This window comes from Paraburkholderia megapolitana (assembly GCF_007556815.1).
Classification (GTDB): Bacteria; Pseudomonadota; Gammaproteobacteria; order Burkholderiales; family Burkholderiaceae; genus Paraburkholderia; species Paraburkholderia megapolitana.
Map to the genome: position 1 here is coordinate 874,275 of NZ_CP041743.1, position 17,582 is coordinate 891,856.

The window sequence follows — 17,582 nt, forward strand, 5'->3', positions numbered from 1 at the left end:
AGAGGGGTCCCACACATGCCCACCTCTTCATTCTAGGAGTCCTGCAGGCGAAAACTGTAACGCGGGTCATTCAATCTTTCAGGTCACACGGCTCCAGTCGGTTTGACGACGGCATTTGCAATAAAGGCATGCATTATTTCCATTTTTATGATTATATAAAGCGATAAATAAATATGATTACAATTCACCAAATAATTCAACATCGAATCGATAGCATAATGTCATGCAAGAATGGCCCATTGAAAAAAGACACAATCGAAAAAGCGGTGCGTCATTTTACAAAATAAGTCTTTTTTCAGGCAGTGATTTGCCATAGAAGGTAAACCTTTTTCGATCGCATAGATCGCCGGCGTGGCAGAGGCGATCGTGCTCTATGGCGGTTTCTTTGTTACCCATTCTGGAGGGGCATGTCCTTATCCGAAGGGGTTTCCGGACATGCGTCGGGGGTAAATTTCCCAGTATTGAGTGCCGCAGACAATGCGTTGTGACACGCACGTTTGCCTTCTAGATTTCATAGCGAAATTTATCGACCGGTAGAAAAAAATCTGCAGCACATTCCAGCGAAGCACTTACGAAAACAAGTTGCCAGGCGTCTATTGTTTACCTAGGTTTTTACAAGTAACAAAGTAGATAAGCCATCCTTAGCATGCGATTAAATTAATTGGTCTGTTACATCTTCTTAATTTATTTGATCTGGAGCTGGCACAAAATGAACAAGACATACCGGTCAATATGGAGCGAGGCCGCCGGAACATGGGTCGCCGTGTCGGAACTTGCCTGCACGCGAGGAAAACCTACAAAATCGAAAGCCGTCCAGGCTATCGCCATGGCGGTGGCGATATTGGGCATCCAGGCGAACGTTGCTTATGCGCAATACCAGGCGGGTAACGGTTCGACCACATCGTCGGGAAGTGTGGCTATCAGCGGGGCCGGTGGGGTTGCTGCTACGGCGAGTGGCGGTTATGCGACCGCACTGGGTGGTCAGGCTAGTGCCACTGCGACTGGGACAACGGCTATTGGCGCCGGGTCTACCGCTAGCGGGACCAGATCCACTGCGCTCGGATTCCTGAATGTTGCTTCCGGTACCAACGCGGTAGCCATTGGTAACTTCTCCACCGCAAGCGGTCTCGCTTCAATTGCCCTCGGTACGACCGCGGTCGCGACTGATACCGATACGGTAGCCATTGGCGATGCGGCGACTTCTAGCGTCATTGGCGGTGTGGCGATTGGCCGTCTTGCCAGCTCAGCCGGTAGCTTCGGAATTGCTATCGGGCAATCAGCGTCTGCCTCCGCGAGTAACAGCATCGCCTTCGGGCAGAACGCCTCATCGACTGTTGCGGGTTCGGTCGCACTCGGCAGCAATGCCGTTACGACAGCTACGCCTTCGACTGCTACGGGTGGAACCGGTACGGTGAGCAGCACGACGATCGGCGCTACCACGTATGGCTCGTTTGCGGGCACCAGCGGTGCTGCCGGTGTCGTGAGTGTCGGAGCCGCGGGGACCGAGCGACGCGTGCAGAACGTTGCTGCGGGCCTGATCGGCGCAGGTAGCACTGATGCGGTAAACGGCAGCCAGCTGTATTCGGTCGCGAGTACGTTGGGGACTAACATTACCTCGCTGTCGACCTCGGCCTCGACAGGTATCGTTAGCCTGTCGACGGGTCTGAGCACGACCAGTAGCAACGTGACGAGCTTGTCGAGTTCGACTTCAAGCGGCATCAGCAGCCTCTCGACCGGCCTGAGCACAACAAACAGCAATGTAACGAGCCTCTCGACGTCGACTTCTAGCGGCATCAGTTCACTGTCAACTGGTGTAAGTTCACTGTCCACCTCGACATCGACTGGTATCACCAATCTGTCGACTTCGACTTCTAGCGGTATTGCTTCGCTATCGACCGGTGTGAGTTCGCTGTCCACCTCGACCTCAACCGGCATCACCAACCTGTCGACTTCGACTTCTAGCGCCGTCGGGTCGTTGTCGACTGGTGTGAGTTCGTTGTCTACGTCGACTTCAACTGGCATCACCAATCTGTCGACTTCGACTTCTAGCGGCATCGCTTCACTATCGACTGGCGTAAATTCACTGTCCACATCGACCTCGACCGGCATCGGCTCGCTGTCGACCGGTGCGAGTTCACTGTCCACCTCAACTTCAAGCGGTATCGCTTCACTGTCGACCGGCGTAAGTTCACTGTCCACATCGACTTCGACCGGCATCGCTTCGCTGTCGACCGGTGTAGGCTCACTCTCCACCTCAACCTCAACCGGCATCACCAGCCTCTCGACTTCGACATCAAGCGGCATCGCTTCGCTGTCGACCGGTGTGAGCTCACTGTCCACCTCAACCTCGACCGGCATCATCAGCCTGTCGACTTCGACTTCAAGCGGCATCGCTTCGTTGTCGACCGGAGTGAGTTCGTTGTCTACGTCAACCTCAACCGGCATCACCAGTCTGTCTACCGGTCTCAGCACGGCGAACAGCAATGTGACAAGCCTGTCGAGTTCGACATCGACAGGCATCAGTTCGTTGTCTACGTCCACTTCAACCGGCTTTACCAGTCTGTCGACTGGTCTGAGTACGATCGGCAGCAACGTAACGAGCCTGTCCACTTCGACTTCGAGCGGCATCGGTTCGTTATCGACTGGTGTAAGTTCGCTCTCCACCTCGACTTCGACCGGCATCACCAGTCTGTCTACCGGTCTGAGCACGATCGGCAGCAACGTAACAAGCCTGTCGACTTCGACATCGAGCGGCATCGGTTCGTTGTCGACCGGCGTAAGCTCGCTGTCCACGTCGACTTCGACCGGCATCACCAGTCTGTCTACCGGTTTGAGTACAACCAACAGCAACGTGACGAGCCTGTCGACTTCGACATCAAGCGGCATCAGTTCACTGTCCACTTCGACATCGACCGGCATCGGCAGCCTGTCCACCGGCCTGAGCACGACGAACAGCAACGTGTCGAGCCTGTCGACCGGCCTCAGCACCACTACGAGCAGCATCGGCAGCCTGTCGACTTCGACCTCAACCGGTATCAGCACCCTGACGAACAACGTCACTTCGCTTTCGACCGGACTGAGCACAACAAGCAGCGCTGTATCGAGCCTCTCGACGCTAACCTCGACCAGCATCGGCTCACTGTCGACTGGAGTCCTCTCGCTGTCCACTGGCGTCGCCAATTCGGTCCAGTACGACGACCCGTCGCACTCGAGCGTGACACTCGGCGGAGTCGGCGCGACCGCACCGGTCAGGCTAACCAACGTCGCGCCGGGTGTGAACCCGACCGATGCCGTCAACGTGAGCCAGGTGTCCTCGCTCTCGACATCCGTGGCCTTCGCGATCAACTCGCTATCGACGGGCCTGAGTACGACCAACAGCACGGTAACCAGTCTCTCCACATCGACCTCGACCGGTATCGATTCGTTGTCCACGTCGAGTTCGACGGGCATCGGCTCGCTGTCGACCAGCATCACGTCGCTGTCGACCGGAGTCAGCACCACGATCGGTAGCCTGTCGGCGTCGACCTCGACCAGCATCGGCTCGTTGTCCACCGGTGTGAACTCGCTGTCCACCACCGTAAGCAGCGGACTGAGCACGATCAGCAGCGCCATCGCTAGTGGAGCGGGCGGTGGCGGCCAAGGTCTCGCCAGCCTGTCGACGTCGCTCGCGCCCATCAATGCTGCATCCACGACCGCAACCTCGCGCGGCGAGAGCGTCGGCGCCACGCTCACGGGTGGCGTCAACGCTTCCGGCACAGTCATCACAGAGGGACGCGAACACGACAATACAGTCACGCAGGCCGTGCAGGCTTCCGGTTGCGGTGTAGCCAATGGTCTCGATACCACCGCGACAGGCTTGTGCTCCAGCGCGGGCACGATCGCCGGCGTCAATGGCGCCAAGGGTACGACTGTGGCCGACGGTGCAACCGCGTACGGTTCCCAGTCGCTTGCGCAGGACGAGGACTCGACCGCGATCGGGTTCCGGGCGACCTCGCAGTACGCGGGTTCGGTTGCCATCGGCTACCAGGCCCAGGCCATCGCCGATCCGGCAACCGCCGTTGGCGCTAATTCGCTGGCTTCCGGCAACAACTCGGTCGCACTCGGTGCGGGCGCACAAGCCACGGCGCAAGGCGCGGTCGCACTGGGTGCCAATTCGATTGCGGACCAGGCCAACACGGTATCGGTCGGCTCGCCGGGCAACGAGCGTCGCATTACCAATGTGGCGCCGGGTATCAACCCAACCGACGCAGTCAACGTCTCCCAGTTGCAGGGCGTGCAGGGCAACATCAATGACGTGGCACGCCGCGCATACTCGGGCGTCGCGGCGGCAACCGCACTGGCGATGATTCCAGAGGTCGACCCCGGCAAGACCTTGTCAGTCGGGTTTGGGTCGGGAAATTATCAAGGCTACTCGGCGGTTGCGTTTGGGTTCACCGCCCGCATTGCAGAAAACATCAAGGTGAAGGGAGGAGTTAGCGGCGGTAGTGCGGGCACTGCGTTCGGGGTGGGGGCCGCATACCAGTGGTAGTGCGTAGAAGAGGTATCGGCGGGCGTCGAATGGGTTCTTCGGCACCCGCCAGCCTCGTAGTTCAGCCAGACACCTGATTCGCCATCAACCCGTGCGACGAGACGAACTCTCGTCCGCCACCGCCCGCGCCTGCTGGCGGCTCTCAGTTTTTCATCACCGCGGAAACACAATTCACTGGCTGCCTTCGCCGCAATTGACGGCGCTGGCAGCCTTTGAGGGTGCTTTTCTCCCTTTATCAGCCATCCGGCATTACCGGTGTGCTAAAAAATATACTGAAACATCAGAAACCGCATCAAACCGGCATGAGATTAGACGGAGTGATGCTGAAGCATCTGCATGAATTTCTCCAGTCCGCATGAATTCCAGAAAATCTAATTCGCATCGTATTTTTATATACACCGTTACAGATTGTTTATTAATGGGCAATCCGATAGCATCCAATCGCCGAAAACCCAATTAAGGGTTATCAAAACCGCTACCCGCGGTGGCACCAAACCGGCTGGCCCCATGGTCAGGTAACGGGGCGGCCACACTTTCCTGGAGGTGGTCGTGAATCGCGCTTATCGGACTATCTGGAGCGATGTACTTGGTGTTTGGGTCGTAGTTTCTGAAATTGCCCGCGCTCGTGGTAAAAGGGCGACAAAATGTGTCACACATTCAAATACCGCGTCTTTTGCGCCGACTAACGGGGCGATTATTCAGCGGCTGACCATAATCAGCGCGGCCATCTTTGCGATGTCTCCGGTGCAGGCGCAAACGATCATCAACGACAATGGCGATCCGAGTTGTTATCAGATTAACGATGGCGGTGCGGTCGGTTCTCTCAACAACAACAGCATCTGTAATACCGCGAGCACGACGCGGACGATGTCCAACAGCGGCATGCTGGTCGTGGGTGGGACCAACGGAACCAACACGTTCGGCGGCCTGCCGACGTCGACAGGCGGTACGACGACGGCGAACGGATCGACGGCAAACGTCTACGGCTTCTATGTGCTGTCGAACGGCGCGTACATCAACGGCGGCACGAACGGCACGCAGATCGTCGGCACGATGCAGGTGTCGGGATTGGCATCGTTGAACGGCGGTGCGAGTGTCAACAACCAGAAGGTCACCAATCTCGCAGCTGGGACTGTGTCGTCGACGAGTACGGATGCGATCAACGGCAGCCAGTTGTTCAACCTGTCGACTTCGACATCGACTGGTTTGAGCACGACGAATGCCAATGTGACGAATCTGTCGACCTCGACTTCTAGCGGCATCGCTTCGCTGTCGACTGGTGTGAGTTCGTTGTCTACGTCGACTTCGACTGGTATCACCAACCTGTCGACCTCGACTTCTAGCGGTATCGCTTCGCTGTCGACTGGTGTGAGTTCGCTGTCCACGTCGACTTCGACTGGCATCACTAACCTGTCGACCTCGACTTCTAGTGGCATCGCTTCACTGTCGACTGGCGTGAGTTCGTTGTCTACGTCGACCTCGACAGGCATCACTAACCTGTCGACCTCGACTTCTAGTGGCATTGCTTCGCTGTCGACTGGCGTGAGTTCGTTGTCCACGTCGACCTCGACTGGCATCACCAATCTATCGACTTCGACTTCTAGCGGTATTGCTTCGCTGTCGACCGGTGTGAGTTCGTTGTCCACGTCGACTTCAACAGGCATCACTAACCTGTCGACCTCGACTTCCAGCGGTATCGCTTCGCTGTCGACTGGTGTGAGTTCGCTGTCTACGTCGACCTCGACCGGCATCACTAGTCTGTCGACTTCGACATCAACCGGCATCGGCTCGCTGTCGACCGGCGTGAGTTCGCTGTCCACCTCGACTTCGACCGGCATCACCAACCTCTCGACCTCGACTTCCAGCGGTATCGCTTCGCTGTCGACTGGCGTGAGTTCGTTGTCTACGTCGACCTCGACTGGCATCACTAGTCTGTCGACTTCCAGTTCAACCGGTATCGGATCGTTGTCGACTGGTTTGAGTTCACTGTCGACATCGACCTCGACTGGCATCGCCAGTCTGTCGACTTCGACTTCAACCGGCATCGGCTCGCTGTCGACTGGTGTGAGTTCGCTGTCCACCTCAACTTCAAGCGGTATCACTTCACTTTCGACCGGAATAAGTTCACTGTCCACGTCGACTTCGACCGGCATCACCAGTCTGTCGACTTCGACATCAAGTGGAATCGGCTCGCTGTCGACTGGCGTGAGTTCGCTATCCACCTCAACTTCAAGCGGTATCGCTTCACTGTCGACCGGAGTAAGTTCACTGTCCACGTCGACCTCGACCGGCATCACCAGTCTGTCCACGTCGACTTCGACTGGTATCGGCTCGCTGTCGACTGGTGTGAGTTCGCTGTCCACCTCGACCTCAAGCGGTATCGCGTCACTGTCGACCGGAGTAAGTTCACTATCCACATCGACCTCGACCGGCATCACCAGCCTGTCGACTTCGACTTCAAGCGGCATCGCTTCGTTGTCGACCGGAGTGAGTTCCTTGTCCACCTCAACCTCAACCGGCATCATCAGCCTCTCGACTTCGACATCAAGCGGCATCGCTTCGTTGTCGACCGGTGTGAGTTCGTTGTCTACGTCGACCTCAACCGGCTTTACCAGTCTGTCGACTGGTCTGAGCACAACGAACAGCAACGTAACGAGCCTGTCCACTTCGACTTCGACCGGCATCACCAGTCTGTCTACCGGTCTGAGCACGATCGGCAGCAACATAACAAGCTTGTCGACTTCGACATCAAGCGGCATCGGTTCGTTATCAACCGGCGTAAGTTCGCTGTCCACATCGACCTCAACCGGCATCAACAGCCTGTCGACCGGGGTGACTTCACTGTCCACGTCGACGTCGACTGGCATCACCAGTCTGTCCACAGGACTGAGCACAACGAACAGCAACGTGACGAGCCTCTCGACTTCCACGTCAAGCGGCATCGGTTCGCTGTCGACTGGCGTGAGTTCGTTGTCTACGTCGACATCAACCGGTATCAACAGCCTGTCGACCGGAGTGACTTCACTGTCTACGTCGACATCGACCGGCATCACCAGCCTGTCCACCGGCCTGAGCACGACGAATAGCAACATGTCGAGCCTCTCGACCGGCCTCAGCACCACTACGAGCAGCATCGGCAGCCTGTCGACTTCGACCTCAACCGGCATCAGCACCCTGACGAACAACGTCACCTCGCTTTCGACGGGCCTGAGCACAACAAGCAGCGCGGTATCGAGTCTGTCGACGCTGACCTCGACCAGCATCGGTTCGCTGTCGACCGGAGTCCTCTCGCTGTCCACTGGCGTCGCCAATTCGGTCCAGTACGACGACCCGTCGCACTCGAGCGTGACACTCGGCGGGGTCGGCGCAACTACACCGGTCAGGCTGACCAACGTCGCGCCGGGTGTGAACCCGACCGACGCGGTCAACGTGAGCCAGGTGTCCTCGCTGTCGACATCGGTGGCCTTTGCGATCAACTCGCTGTCGACGGGCCTGAGTACGACCAACAGCACGGTAACCAGTCTCTCCACATCGACCTCGACCGGTATCGATTCGCTATCCACGTCGAGTTCGACGGGCATCGGCTCGCTGTCGACCAGCATCACGTCGCTGTCGACCGGAGTCAGCACCACGATCGGTAGCCTGTCGGCATCGACCTCGACCGGCATCGGCTCGTTGTCCACCGGTGTGAGCTCGCTCTCCACCACGGTAAGCACCGGACTCAGCACGATCACCAGCGCGATTGCCAGCGGTGCCGGTGGAAACGGCGTAGTCCTGTCCAGCCTGTCGACGTCACTCGCGCCCATCAATGCCGCATCCACGACCGCCAGCTCACGCGGTGCGACCATCGGCGCCACGCTCACGGGCGGCGTCAACTCGTCCGGCGCAGTCGTCTCGCAGGGACGCGCCACCAACAACACCTCCACGCAAGTCGTGCAGGCTTCCGGTTGCGGTGTAGCCAACGGCACGGATACGACGGCAACCGGGTTGTGTGCGGGCGCGGGCACGATCGCCGGGGTCAATGGCGCCACGACCACCACGGTAGCCACTGGCGCAACCGCGTACGGTTCGCAGTCGCTTGCACAGGACACGAACAGCACCGCGATCGGTTTTCGCTCGACTGCGCAATTCAACGGATCCGTTGCCATCGGCTACCAGGCCCAGGCGATCGCCGACCCAGCAACGGCAGTTGGTGCCAACTCGCTGGCATCGGGCAACAACTCGGTGGCGCTCGGCGCCGGGGCTCAGGCAACCGGAAGTGGAGCGGCGGCGCTCGGTGCGGGTGCGCAAGCCACCGCTCAAGGCGCGGTCGCGCTCGGTACGAATTCCGTTGCGGACGAGGCCAACACGGTATCGGTCGGCTCGCCAGGGAACGAGCGTCGCATTACCAATGTGGCCGCCGGCATCAACCCAACCGACGCGGTCAACGTGTCTCAACTGGAGAGCGTGCAGGGTAACGTCAACGACGTAGCACGTCGTTCGTACTCGGGTATCGCGGCCGCCGCCGCTCTGGCGATGATTCCAGAGGTCGATCCCGGCAAGACCTTGTCAGTCGGGTTTGGGTCGGGGAATTATCAAGGCTACTCGGCGGTTGCGTTCGGATTTACCGCTCGTGTCGCCGAAAACATCAAAGTGAAGGGAGGGGTTAGCGGCGGCGGTGCGGGCACTGTGTTCGGGGTGGGTGCGGCGTACCAGTGGTAGTGCACTGAAGTATCGGCGGGCATCGAATGGTCTATTCGATGCCCGCCCAGGTTTCGCCATGAAGATGCTTCGCATCACGTCTCGCACATTGCGCGAGCGAAGCGCGCGTCGTCAACTGCTTCCACACTTGCCGAAAGTGGCGACCGCCGGCGCGACTGCCAGCGCCGCCTCGTTGAACGTAGCAGGTTCAGATAGTTGTCGCTTGTAGAACGCGGGCAGGATTCTCTTCCCACTCGACGTTTGCTTTTAATTTTTGATTTCTTGCCCTGCGTTTCTAGTTCGACGGATACCCCACACCGGTCATCGTTCCGGTCAGATAAACAACACCGCGTCGGTCCCGGCAAAGCGCCTTGATCAAATCCTGTCGCAGTGTCTCCAGTTGAGATGTGCCGACACTGGGAGCAGTCGCGTTGTCCTGGTTGACGACCAACGCAAAGTGAATCGAGTTGGCGTCCTCGCCGGTATCGGGATCGTCCCAGACCAGCAGACGGCTCGCTGTGCTACTGATCGAATCAGAAGCCAGTGCTACTTCATCCGGCAACTGATTCAATGGGGCGTTCTTCGTCAGGTCGCCGTTGTGCAAGGTCTTGTCCGTGAGAACGGCGAGGTTTTCCGGCTTCCAGGTTCGCGGCAGCGCAATTTCTGTCGGTGCGTCGGAGCGACGACCCCGCCACGTGACGAGCACGAACTGTGTATTGCCGAACCACTCGGGTCCACCCTGCTGAGGACGAATCGACGCCCAGTTCAATGGTTGTGACGACGCGTCTTGCGCCATGTCGTTGTAGTAGAAGTTCATCAGGTCGCCCTGCGTTCTGCGCGGGTACGCCCGCTCGACGACCCTGGCATCTAACGTATAGCCCGTCGAAAAATCCCTTGCGACCGAATAGTTCTCGCCATTCCATCCATCGGCGCTCGTGATCAGTTTCGACGCGTTGAAATTCATGTACTCGTGATGGTGATCGTAGTAGTGATCCCATTGCCACTGCGTGCCCGAGATCGGCGCCGAATAGAAATCGACGTAGCGTGTTTTGCCGCCAATCGCGTCGCTCGCTTCCGCTGCCTGGTACATCGCCTGGATCGTGCGAACCGTATCCTGTCTTCCGGTGCCGCCTACCGAAGCGCCAAACTCGCTGAGCAGCATCGCATTGCCCCGATAGCGACTCTCCTTGCGGATGTCGTCAAAGCTCTGGAAGTACGTTGCGTTTTCAACAGGACTAAAGTCCAGTGCCTGACGGCCCGCATCATAGAAATGCGGATTGAACACAAAGCCAGGACCAGGCTTTGTGTCGAGCAATTGTCCGCCCGTAGGCGCAACGATGCCGACGTTTGTGTTCCAGAAGACCAGTGGCTCCGAGTACACCCATTTCTGGTTCCAGCCGGCTTGATCCGCGGCAGTGCGCGCTTTGAGATAGAACGGCCAGAGCTTCTGGTTGTCCCATTGCTTCGGCGTAAGTCCTTGCATGCCACCATCGATGGGTTCATTCCACGCATCGACACCGAGCACATAAGTGAACTCCTGCGGGCTAAGCTTTGACTTCAGATATTGCAAGGATTTCTGAAGCTGCCATAGGTAGACATCCTGCAACTGATACAGCTTTCCGTTCGGAGCTGTAAAGGGCTGGTTGTTCCAGAAATTTCTGGAAGCGAGGCGAATCGCTTCGTCAGTTAGGGAGAGCTGTGACCAGCCTGTGCAGATGATCCCGCAATACTCCTGCGGGTAATCGGATTTTGGTAACACCCAGGCAGGCGCACCTTCTCCTGTGTACCACGATCCCTGATTGAACAGGTACCGCGAAAACAGATCCTGGTGGAAGTCGACAAGGATGTAGATCCGTCGGGATATCGCAGCGTGCATCTGTTCTGCGATCCGATCGAGATACGCGTAGTCGATGGTGTCCGGTGCCGGATTGACGCCTTCCCACATCACGAGCAAACGGATCAGGTTGGGCGCGGTCATGTCCGCCATGCTGGCGATGCCCGTTCGCGCATCGCTTGTTGAGTCGAACGGTTTGTATCCGCTCTCGACGAGTTTGGCGGTGCCCGACACGTTCCAGCCACGGAAGTACGCTTCGCGTCCCAGGCCATCACGAAAGACCACGTCGTCGATTCGCTGACCAGATGGCGTGAGGTAAGACTTGAGCCCGGTCGTGATGGTCTGCGCAGCGGGCTGCCGTTCGAAAGCCAGTGAGTGCAACGGCAGCGCGCTGCCGGTCTCAGGCACGAATGCACCGAATGAGGCCGTTTCAACAACGGCACCGCTATCGGCAGCCAAAGCAGGCAGGCAGTTCGCCGAATAGAGGACTGCCAGCATGAGGCCGGTCAGATATGATTTTTTCATCGTTGTCTCCTCGATACAAAAATGTCGAGAGTGTTTAGTCGCAAAGCGCCCGCCGCAGACATCACCTGTTAAGCAGATTCAGATCGATCGCATTGGCCATTGCCTGATACCCTGCATCGTTGGGGTGAAGGTGATCACCGCTGTCGTAGGCGGGAAGCAACGTCGCAGGATTCGATGGGTCCTGCATGGCCTTGTCGAAGTCAATGACGCCATCGACACCCGAAGCAGAACGGATATAGGCATTTATCGCCTGCCGCTTCGTCTCGCCGGCCGCGTCGAAATAGTCAGCGCCCTGATAGGGCAACAGCGTCGCGAGAAACACCTTCATCTTCCGGTTCTTCGCCTGCGCAATTGCCGCATTGATCGCAGCGATGATCTGATCCGATGACTCTGCTTCTGCAGGTACAGCCATGCCGAATCCAATATCGTTGATGCCCAGCAGAATCACGACGTGAGTCGCGCCCGATACGCCCGTTACATCGCGCGCAAAGCGGCCCTGTCCAGCCGGACCGATGATGTCCTGCAGCCAGCGGTTCCCCGAAATCCCCGCGTTCACGACACTTGCCCTGCCGACGCTGCCCACCGCAGCCTGCACGCGATCATCGAAGAAGTTCGGCCAGCGATGATTGGTGTCGACCGTCGACTGGTACCCATCCGTAATCGAATCGCCGAACGTTACGATCACCTTCACCTTGTCCGCACTCGATACGTCGACTTCGCTCAGCCAGTAGTACGGCCAGACGCCAGCGAGGTTGGTTGTGGCTCCGCTCAACGACCCCGCGCTCGACTGGTTGCCAGGCGCAAGGTAGTTGGTTTGCTGGCCCGTCACGTGGGCTGTCACAACCGGCGCGTTACCCTGAATGAACAGGCTGACCGCGAGATCCGACTGCGATGGAGACGAAATGATGACGCTGTCGCTCCACATCTCCGCGCCGGCCGCCAGAGTCACGCTGCCCTGACCAGAGAAGGTCACCGCCCTGTCGGTGGCCGTGTCGACGTTACCGTTTCCTGTGCTTCGCGCCACGTGCACCGCTGCAAACGTCACGGGCATAGTGCCAAAGAGATTGGATAGCTTGATGCGAATCTGACTACCGCCGTACGACGTATGTACGATCTGACGAACCGTCTGGTTCGAAATCGTGAGAGGCGGTAGGGATGGGTCGATGATAGGGGGAGGTACCTCGTTGTAGTTCTGCTGTGCGGCATACCAGCTTGCAACCCACTGGCTCGTGTTGCTGTCGACGCCACCACATGCTGCCACTGCAGCGATCAGCGACAGGACCGTAACCCATCGCCACACATTCGCGAAAAGATGTCTAAGCTCCGCCAATGCATTTCTATTCATACGGTTTCCGATGTGTGTTATCGCAAGCGAGTCTGTTCCCTTGGCTGTCGCATTGGTTTCCCCTGGCGACTTCCCACTTAGATCCGTGTCGCGCCGACTACGCCGTCCCAAGCGGATGGCGGCCGGCGCGGGCAAAGATCAGGACTTGTGGGTCGAAATCGGCCCAGCTTCTCCGGTGAGATTGAGAATGCTGTCGAGCCAGGCGAGGAAGGTCGAGAAGGACAGATCGGACCATTGCTCGGTTCGGAACGCTTTCATCACCGGCGTATCGGATGGGTCTTTCTGGTTGAGCAGGTCATTGACGAAGTCGCCGACGTTCGAATTGATACCGTTCTCGTGGATGTCCGATCCCGTGAAACTGATCGCAGTCACCTGGTGGTTGTGCATGAGGTCGCTGCGTGCCCATGGCATGTAATAGCCGAAGTTCGGCAGCGGATTCAATGCCTGCTTCAGGCCATCCAGTTCCTTGTCGTACATGGCCAGCGATAGCGCATCCTTCGTCGCATCATCCGGTGCCGCGATAACAGCCGGCACGAATGCGCGGTAGTGATAGGCCGCTTCGATTGCATCCTGCTGGTAGGTCGAGTAACCGAACCGGTCGTGCGGGAAGGTTGTCGATAGCGCCACATACGCGCTACCCATGTTGTTGAGATCGTAGTTCTTAAGAAGCTTGCTGTTCAGCGTGATCATGCCGTTCGGTCCGGCCAGGTCCCATTCGGCGCGAACCCTCGTGTACAACCCCACCGACGGATGCGTTGCCGGGTCGGCATTGAACGGGGTATTCAGAACCGTCCCCGCGTCGTTCAACAGCGAGCTGCTGGCCTGCGGCTGCAGTGTTTTACGGATCGATGCGTAGTTGCCGAGCGTTCCGTACCCACCTGCGCTTGTCCCGTAGACCATCAGGCGGCTCGGCTTGCCAAAGCCATGATCGACCAGCCATTGGGTGACGGCCTGAGTGTTCTTCAGGCCGCTGAAGTGCTGAACGCGCCAGTCGCCCGTCGGTGACGTGTAGGTGCGCACCGCGCTACCCATGTGAATATCGCCCGAGCAGTATGGGATGAAGACCTGCGTCCAGTTCTGCGTTTCCACCGCGGGTTCGCCGACGAGAATGTGCGAAAGATCCATGCGTGTCATCAGCGGCGAGATTAACGACGAAAACAGGCTCTCGTTCAACGTGGCATTCATGTAGTTATGCGGAATGCCATCGGGGTTGAAGCCACCGAGTCCTGCCTCCGCACCCGTCGATGTCTGCGTACAGGTGCCGTAGTCCCAGCAGGCGCCGCCCGGCTCCATCATCAACAGCATGTTGTCGGACTGCGCACGGTTTACATAGAACCGCAGCGGTGTTCCGTTGCCGCAGTCTGCACCGGTGCTCTCTGGCAAGGTCACCTCATACCAGGAGTAGTACGGAATGGATGAATCAGGCGGGGTTGTATCCGATGCATGGCTGTTGAATGCAGCCATGCCCAGCAGGATCATCATGAGAAATTGCTTGAGCTGCTTGAGCGTCAACATTGTTCCTCCCTGTGAATGGATATCCGTTGTTCCGCCGTCCTCTATCGGGGCAGTGCGGTTATGCGGGAACTACGCCCGATGCGTGCGACATGAGGCGTACTGCGGGAAAGCGACCTGCTACACACGGCCGACAAACATGAAGATGGGATAACGAACTGTTCGAGCGCAACGCCGGACTCTGGAGGTCTGGCAACCGGGACATCACCGGTAACGTGCAATGTAGGAGCAGTCAACCATCTGTTGAAGTGGACAAATGGCCATCGGTGGGTCCGATTCGGTCATTCGTGTGGGCGAGCCAGAGACTCGCTTCGAGCGACCGATTACCTCCCTCCCTCTTTCGCACACGTTTTCCTTGCCCAACCAGTTCTGATGAGCTACCGTTCCGACGGTACGAGGCAATATGTGACAATTTGTGTATTTTTGAGGTATTGCCATCCGACGGTCATAAACCTTGGCCAAGCTCTGTGCTGCGTCAGCGACCAGGGCTGACGCACGTCGTCTACAGGCTGTGAGGCACGGCAGTGCGACCGATGTAGAAGTCCTCTGGAGTTGAATTCCGCGCTAAGGATCTGACTCATGTCCTCATACGACCGCCGTGACTTCCTGAAGCTGAGTGCCCAGACAGCGGGCGCTGCCGCACTGCTGTCGGTCTTTCCACCCAGCATCCGCAATGCGCTCGCCGTCAGTCCGAACCGCGTAACCGGCACGATTCAGGACGTCGAGCACGTGGTCATCCTGATGCAGGAAAACCGTTCGTTCGATCATTACTTCGGCACGCTCGCTGGCGTGCGCGGCTTCGGCGATCCACGGCCCGCACCGTTGTCGACCGGCAAGCCAGTCTGGTATCAGCCGGACCCGAGCAACGCGGACAACTACGTGCTGCCGTTCCACTTCGATGTCAACGGCACCAGCGCACTAGAGACATCGACGTCCAACGCCTGGAAGGGCAGTCAGCTCGCGTGGCAAAACTGGGACGCATGGATCGCGCAGAAGACTTCGATGACCATGGGTTACTTCAACCGTGGAGATCTACCGTTCTACTACGCGCTTGCCGATGCATTCACGGTCTGCGATGAGTACCATGCCTCGTTTTTTGGGAACACCAATCCGAATCGAACCTACTTCTGGTCTGGAACATGTACGGATTCCGCCGTGCTTCCGACCAGCACAGTAGGCCTGATCGACGTGAGCGATATCCGCTACGACGACAACTCGCAGATTGCGCAGATGCCGAACTGGCAGACCTATGCCGAAGTGCTGCAACAGGCGGGCGTGTCATGGAAGCTGTATCAGGAGCTGGATAACTTTGCCGACAACGGTCTGCAGTTTTTCAAGCAGTTTCGCGTCGACTCAAACGGAAAAGTGCTGAGCGCAGACACTCCCGATCCTGTCAGCCGGGCGCTTTACCTGAACGGCCGAACCTTCATCGATCAGCCGTTCGGCGACGATGCCGATCACTCGAACGGTGATGCGCTGGTTCAGGCACTGCACAAGGACGTTCAGGCCAATACGCTTCCCCAGGTATCGTGGATCGTGCCGCCGCAGTGGGTCAGTGAACATCCGGCGAACACACCTGGAGCAGGCGAGGATTTTGTGGCGAGAGTGCTGACCGCCCTGTCCAGCAATCCGGAGGTCTGGTCAAAGACGGTGTTCATTCTGAACTACGACGAAATCGACGGATTCTTCGATCACATACCGGCACCCATTGCGCCGGTTTCGATCGCGGGTCAGAGCTATGGCGCGGCAACCATGACAGACTTCGGCCCCGACGAGATATGGTTGGGGCAGCCCACGGGCCTCGGGCCGCGTGTACCGATGCATGTCATCTCTCCGTGGAGCACTGGCGGGAAGGTCTGTTCCGAACTGTTCGACCATACCTCCGTATTGCGCTTTCTGGAGACCTGGCTTATCGCCAAGGGCAAAAGCGCGACCGACGTGCAATGCAAGAACATCTCGCCGTGGCGTAGAGCCATCTGCGGCGACCTTACATCGGCGTTCGATTTCGCTGGATCACCGGCTTCCTGGCCGAACAACCTGCCCAGCTCCGTTACCCATCTCGACACGTACCTCATGCCTGCGCCGACGGTACCGTCGTCGCAAGCGCTTCCGACATGGGAGACCCAGCAGCGCACTGCACGTCCTCTGCCCTACAAGCTGCTGGTGAACGGCGCAGTGCATGGCGGCAAGGGACTTGAGCTGACATGCGCGAACAACGGGCCTGCGGGCATCGCGCTGATTGCGTACACCAATCCTGGCACGGCCTCTCAACGGCCTTTTCACTACACGATCGAAGCGGGAAAGACGCTAAGAACCATCCCGCAATCGACAGGTGCGTATGCATGTTCTGTGTACGGCCCTAACGGTTTCCTGGTGCAATTCGCCGGCGTGATTCCGGCCGACAGGGCCGCGGCCAATGCGCTTCCGTCAGTGGGTTTCACGCAGAACGCATCGTCTTTCGACAACGTCGTTCTCGCGTTCACCAACCCGTCGACCAAACCGGTTACGTTCAATCTCACGGAAAGCTATGGCAACACCACGCAATCGCTGATTGTTGCCGCTGGCACATCGAAGACATTCACCGTGTCGATCGAGGGCCACGATCACTGGTACGACGTGACCGTGTCCTGCGATATCGGCAGCCGTTTTATCTGGCGTTACGCAGGTCACCTGGAAACCGGCCTCGAAAGCCGTACCGATCCGAAGATGACGAACGCGAGTAGCGCCAGCGGTAACCCGGACGCGCAAATCAACATCGGGCAGGACCTTGCGCAAACCGGCGATGCCGTGAAAACGGGAGGCGAGACGGTGGTCAACGGCGTTACCACGGTGGTAGTCGAAACGGGATTGACAGTAGCAGGCGTCCTGTCCGAAGCATTCTCGCCGATTGCATCAGCTGCTCAGAATCTGTTTGGCGGAAGCGGAACGGGTATCGCGTTGCTGACCGCTGTTGTTGCGGCACCGCTTGTGTTATTGGCAGGTGTTCCTGCGATCGCTAAAACCGCGCTTCAAAGCGTCGGGGCGGCGATCTCTTCAATCGGCAGCGCGGCGGCGAATATCGTGCAATCGACGGCGAAGCTGGTCGCCGACACGGTGACTACGATCACAAAAACAATCGCTTCGTGGTTTTCCTGGCTTTGAACAGTCCATCTCACTGA

General features: G+C 58.2%; 6 protein-coding genes and 2 pseudogenes. 5 read left to right on the forward strand and 3 right to left on the reverse strand.

Annotated features, from left to right (window positions below; genetic code table 11):
* Positions 1-709 precede the first annotated feature (709 nt).
* The 4 genes and pseudogenes from FNZ07_RS03720 to FNZ07_RS34610 all read left to right on the forward strand — a co-directional run.
* Positions 710-3,316 (forward strand): annotated as a pseudogene (locus FNZ07_RS03720) (beta strand repeat-containing protein); the annotation flags it as partial.
* Between the two features lie 240 nt (positions 3,317-3,556).
* Entirely contained in the window at positions 3,557-4,528 is a 972-nt protein-coding gene (locus FNZ07_RS33955) for a YadA family autotransporter adhesin (RefSeq protein WP_249040664.1), read from the forward strand.
* Positions 4,529-5,077: 549 nt separating this feature from the next.
* Positions 5,078-5,710 (forward strand): annotated as a pseudogene (locus FNZ07_RS34605) (ESPR domain-containing protein); the annotation flags it as partial.
* A 1,908-nt stretch (positions 5,711-7,618) separates the two neighbouring features.
* A complete protein-coding gene (locus FNZ07_RS34610) occupies positions 7,619-9,229 on the forward strand; it encodes a YadA family autotransporter adhesin (RefSeq protein WP_457920672.1) in 1,611 nt (536 codons plus the stop codon).
* Between the two features lie 274 nt (positions 9,230-9,503).
* Here the strand turns inward: FNZ07_RS34610 and FNZ07_RS03730 are convergent, their stop codons facing one another.
* The 3 genes from FNZ07_RS03730 to FNZ07_RS03740 all read right to left on the reverse strand — a co-directional run bounded on the left by FNZ07_RS03730 (position 9,504) and on the right by FNZ07_RS03740 (position 14,394).
* Complete coding sequence (locus FNZ07_RS03730; RefSeq protein ID WP_091011658.1) at positions 9,504-11,567, reverse strand: cellulase family glycosylhydrolase; 2,064 nt, start codon at positions 11,565-11,567, stop codon at positions 9,504-9,506.
* Between the two features lie 61 nt (positions 11,568-11,628).
* The gene (locus FNZ07_RS03735) at positions 11,629-12,912 is read right to left on the reverse strand and encodes an SGNH/GDSL hydrolase family protein (RefSeq protein ID WP_211367870.1); all 1,284 of its coding nucleotides are present in this window, start codon (positions 12,910-12,912) and stop codon (positions 11,629-11,631) included.
* Positions 12,913-13,050: 138 nt separating this feature from the next.
* The gene (locus tag FNZ07_RS03740) at positions 13,051-14,394 is read right to left on the reverse strand and encodes a pectin acetylesterase-family hydrolase (RefSeq protein WP_407670673.1); all 1,344 of its coding nucleotides are present in this window, start codon (positions 14,392-14,394) and stop codon (positions 13,051-13,053) included.
* A gap of 609 nt (positions 14,395-15,003) precedes the next feature.
* Between FNZ07_RS03740 and FNZ07_RS03745 the strand changes: the two genes are divergently transcribed.
* Positions 15,004-17,565, forward strand: coding sequence for a phosphocholine-specific phospholipase C (locus tag FNZ07_RS03745; RefSeq protein ID WP_091011660.1), 2,562 nt, complete (start codon positions 15,004-15,006; stop codon positions 17,563-17,565).
* The last annotated feature ends 17 nt before the right edge of the window (positions 17,566-17,582 follow it).

What these genes read in the sequence shown, in the direction of transcription:
- FNZ07_RS34610 (WP_457920672.1), top strand. Translation starts at nt 7,619, where the DNA reads ATGTCGAGCCTCTCGACCGGCCTCAGCACCACTACGAGCAGCATCGGC.
- FNZ07_RS03730 (WP_091011658.1), bottom strand. Translation starts at nt 11,567, where the DNA reads ATGAAAAAATCATATCTGACCGGCCTCATGCTGGCAGTCCTCTATTCG.
- FNZ07_RS03735 (WP_211367870.1), bottom strand. Translation starts at nt 12,912, where the DNA reads ATGAATAGAAATGCATTGGCGGAGCTTAGACATCTTTTCGCGAATGTG.
- FNZ07_RS03740 (WP_407670673.1), bottom strand. Translation starts at nt 14,394, where the DNA reads ATGATGATCCTGCTGGGCATGGCTGCATTCAACAGCCATGCATCGGAT.
- FNZ07_RS03745 (WP_091011660.1), top strand. Translation starts at nt 15,004, where the DNA reads ATGTCCTCATACGACCGCCGTGACTTCCTGAAGCTGAGTGCCCAGACA.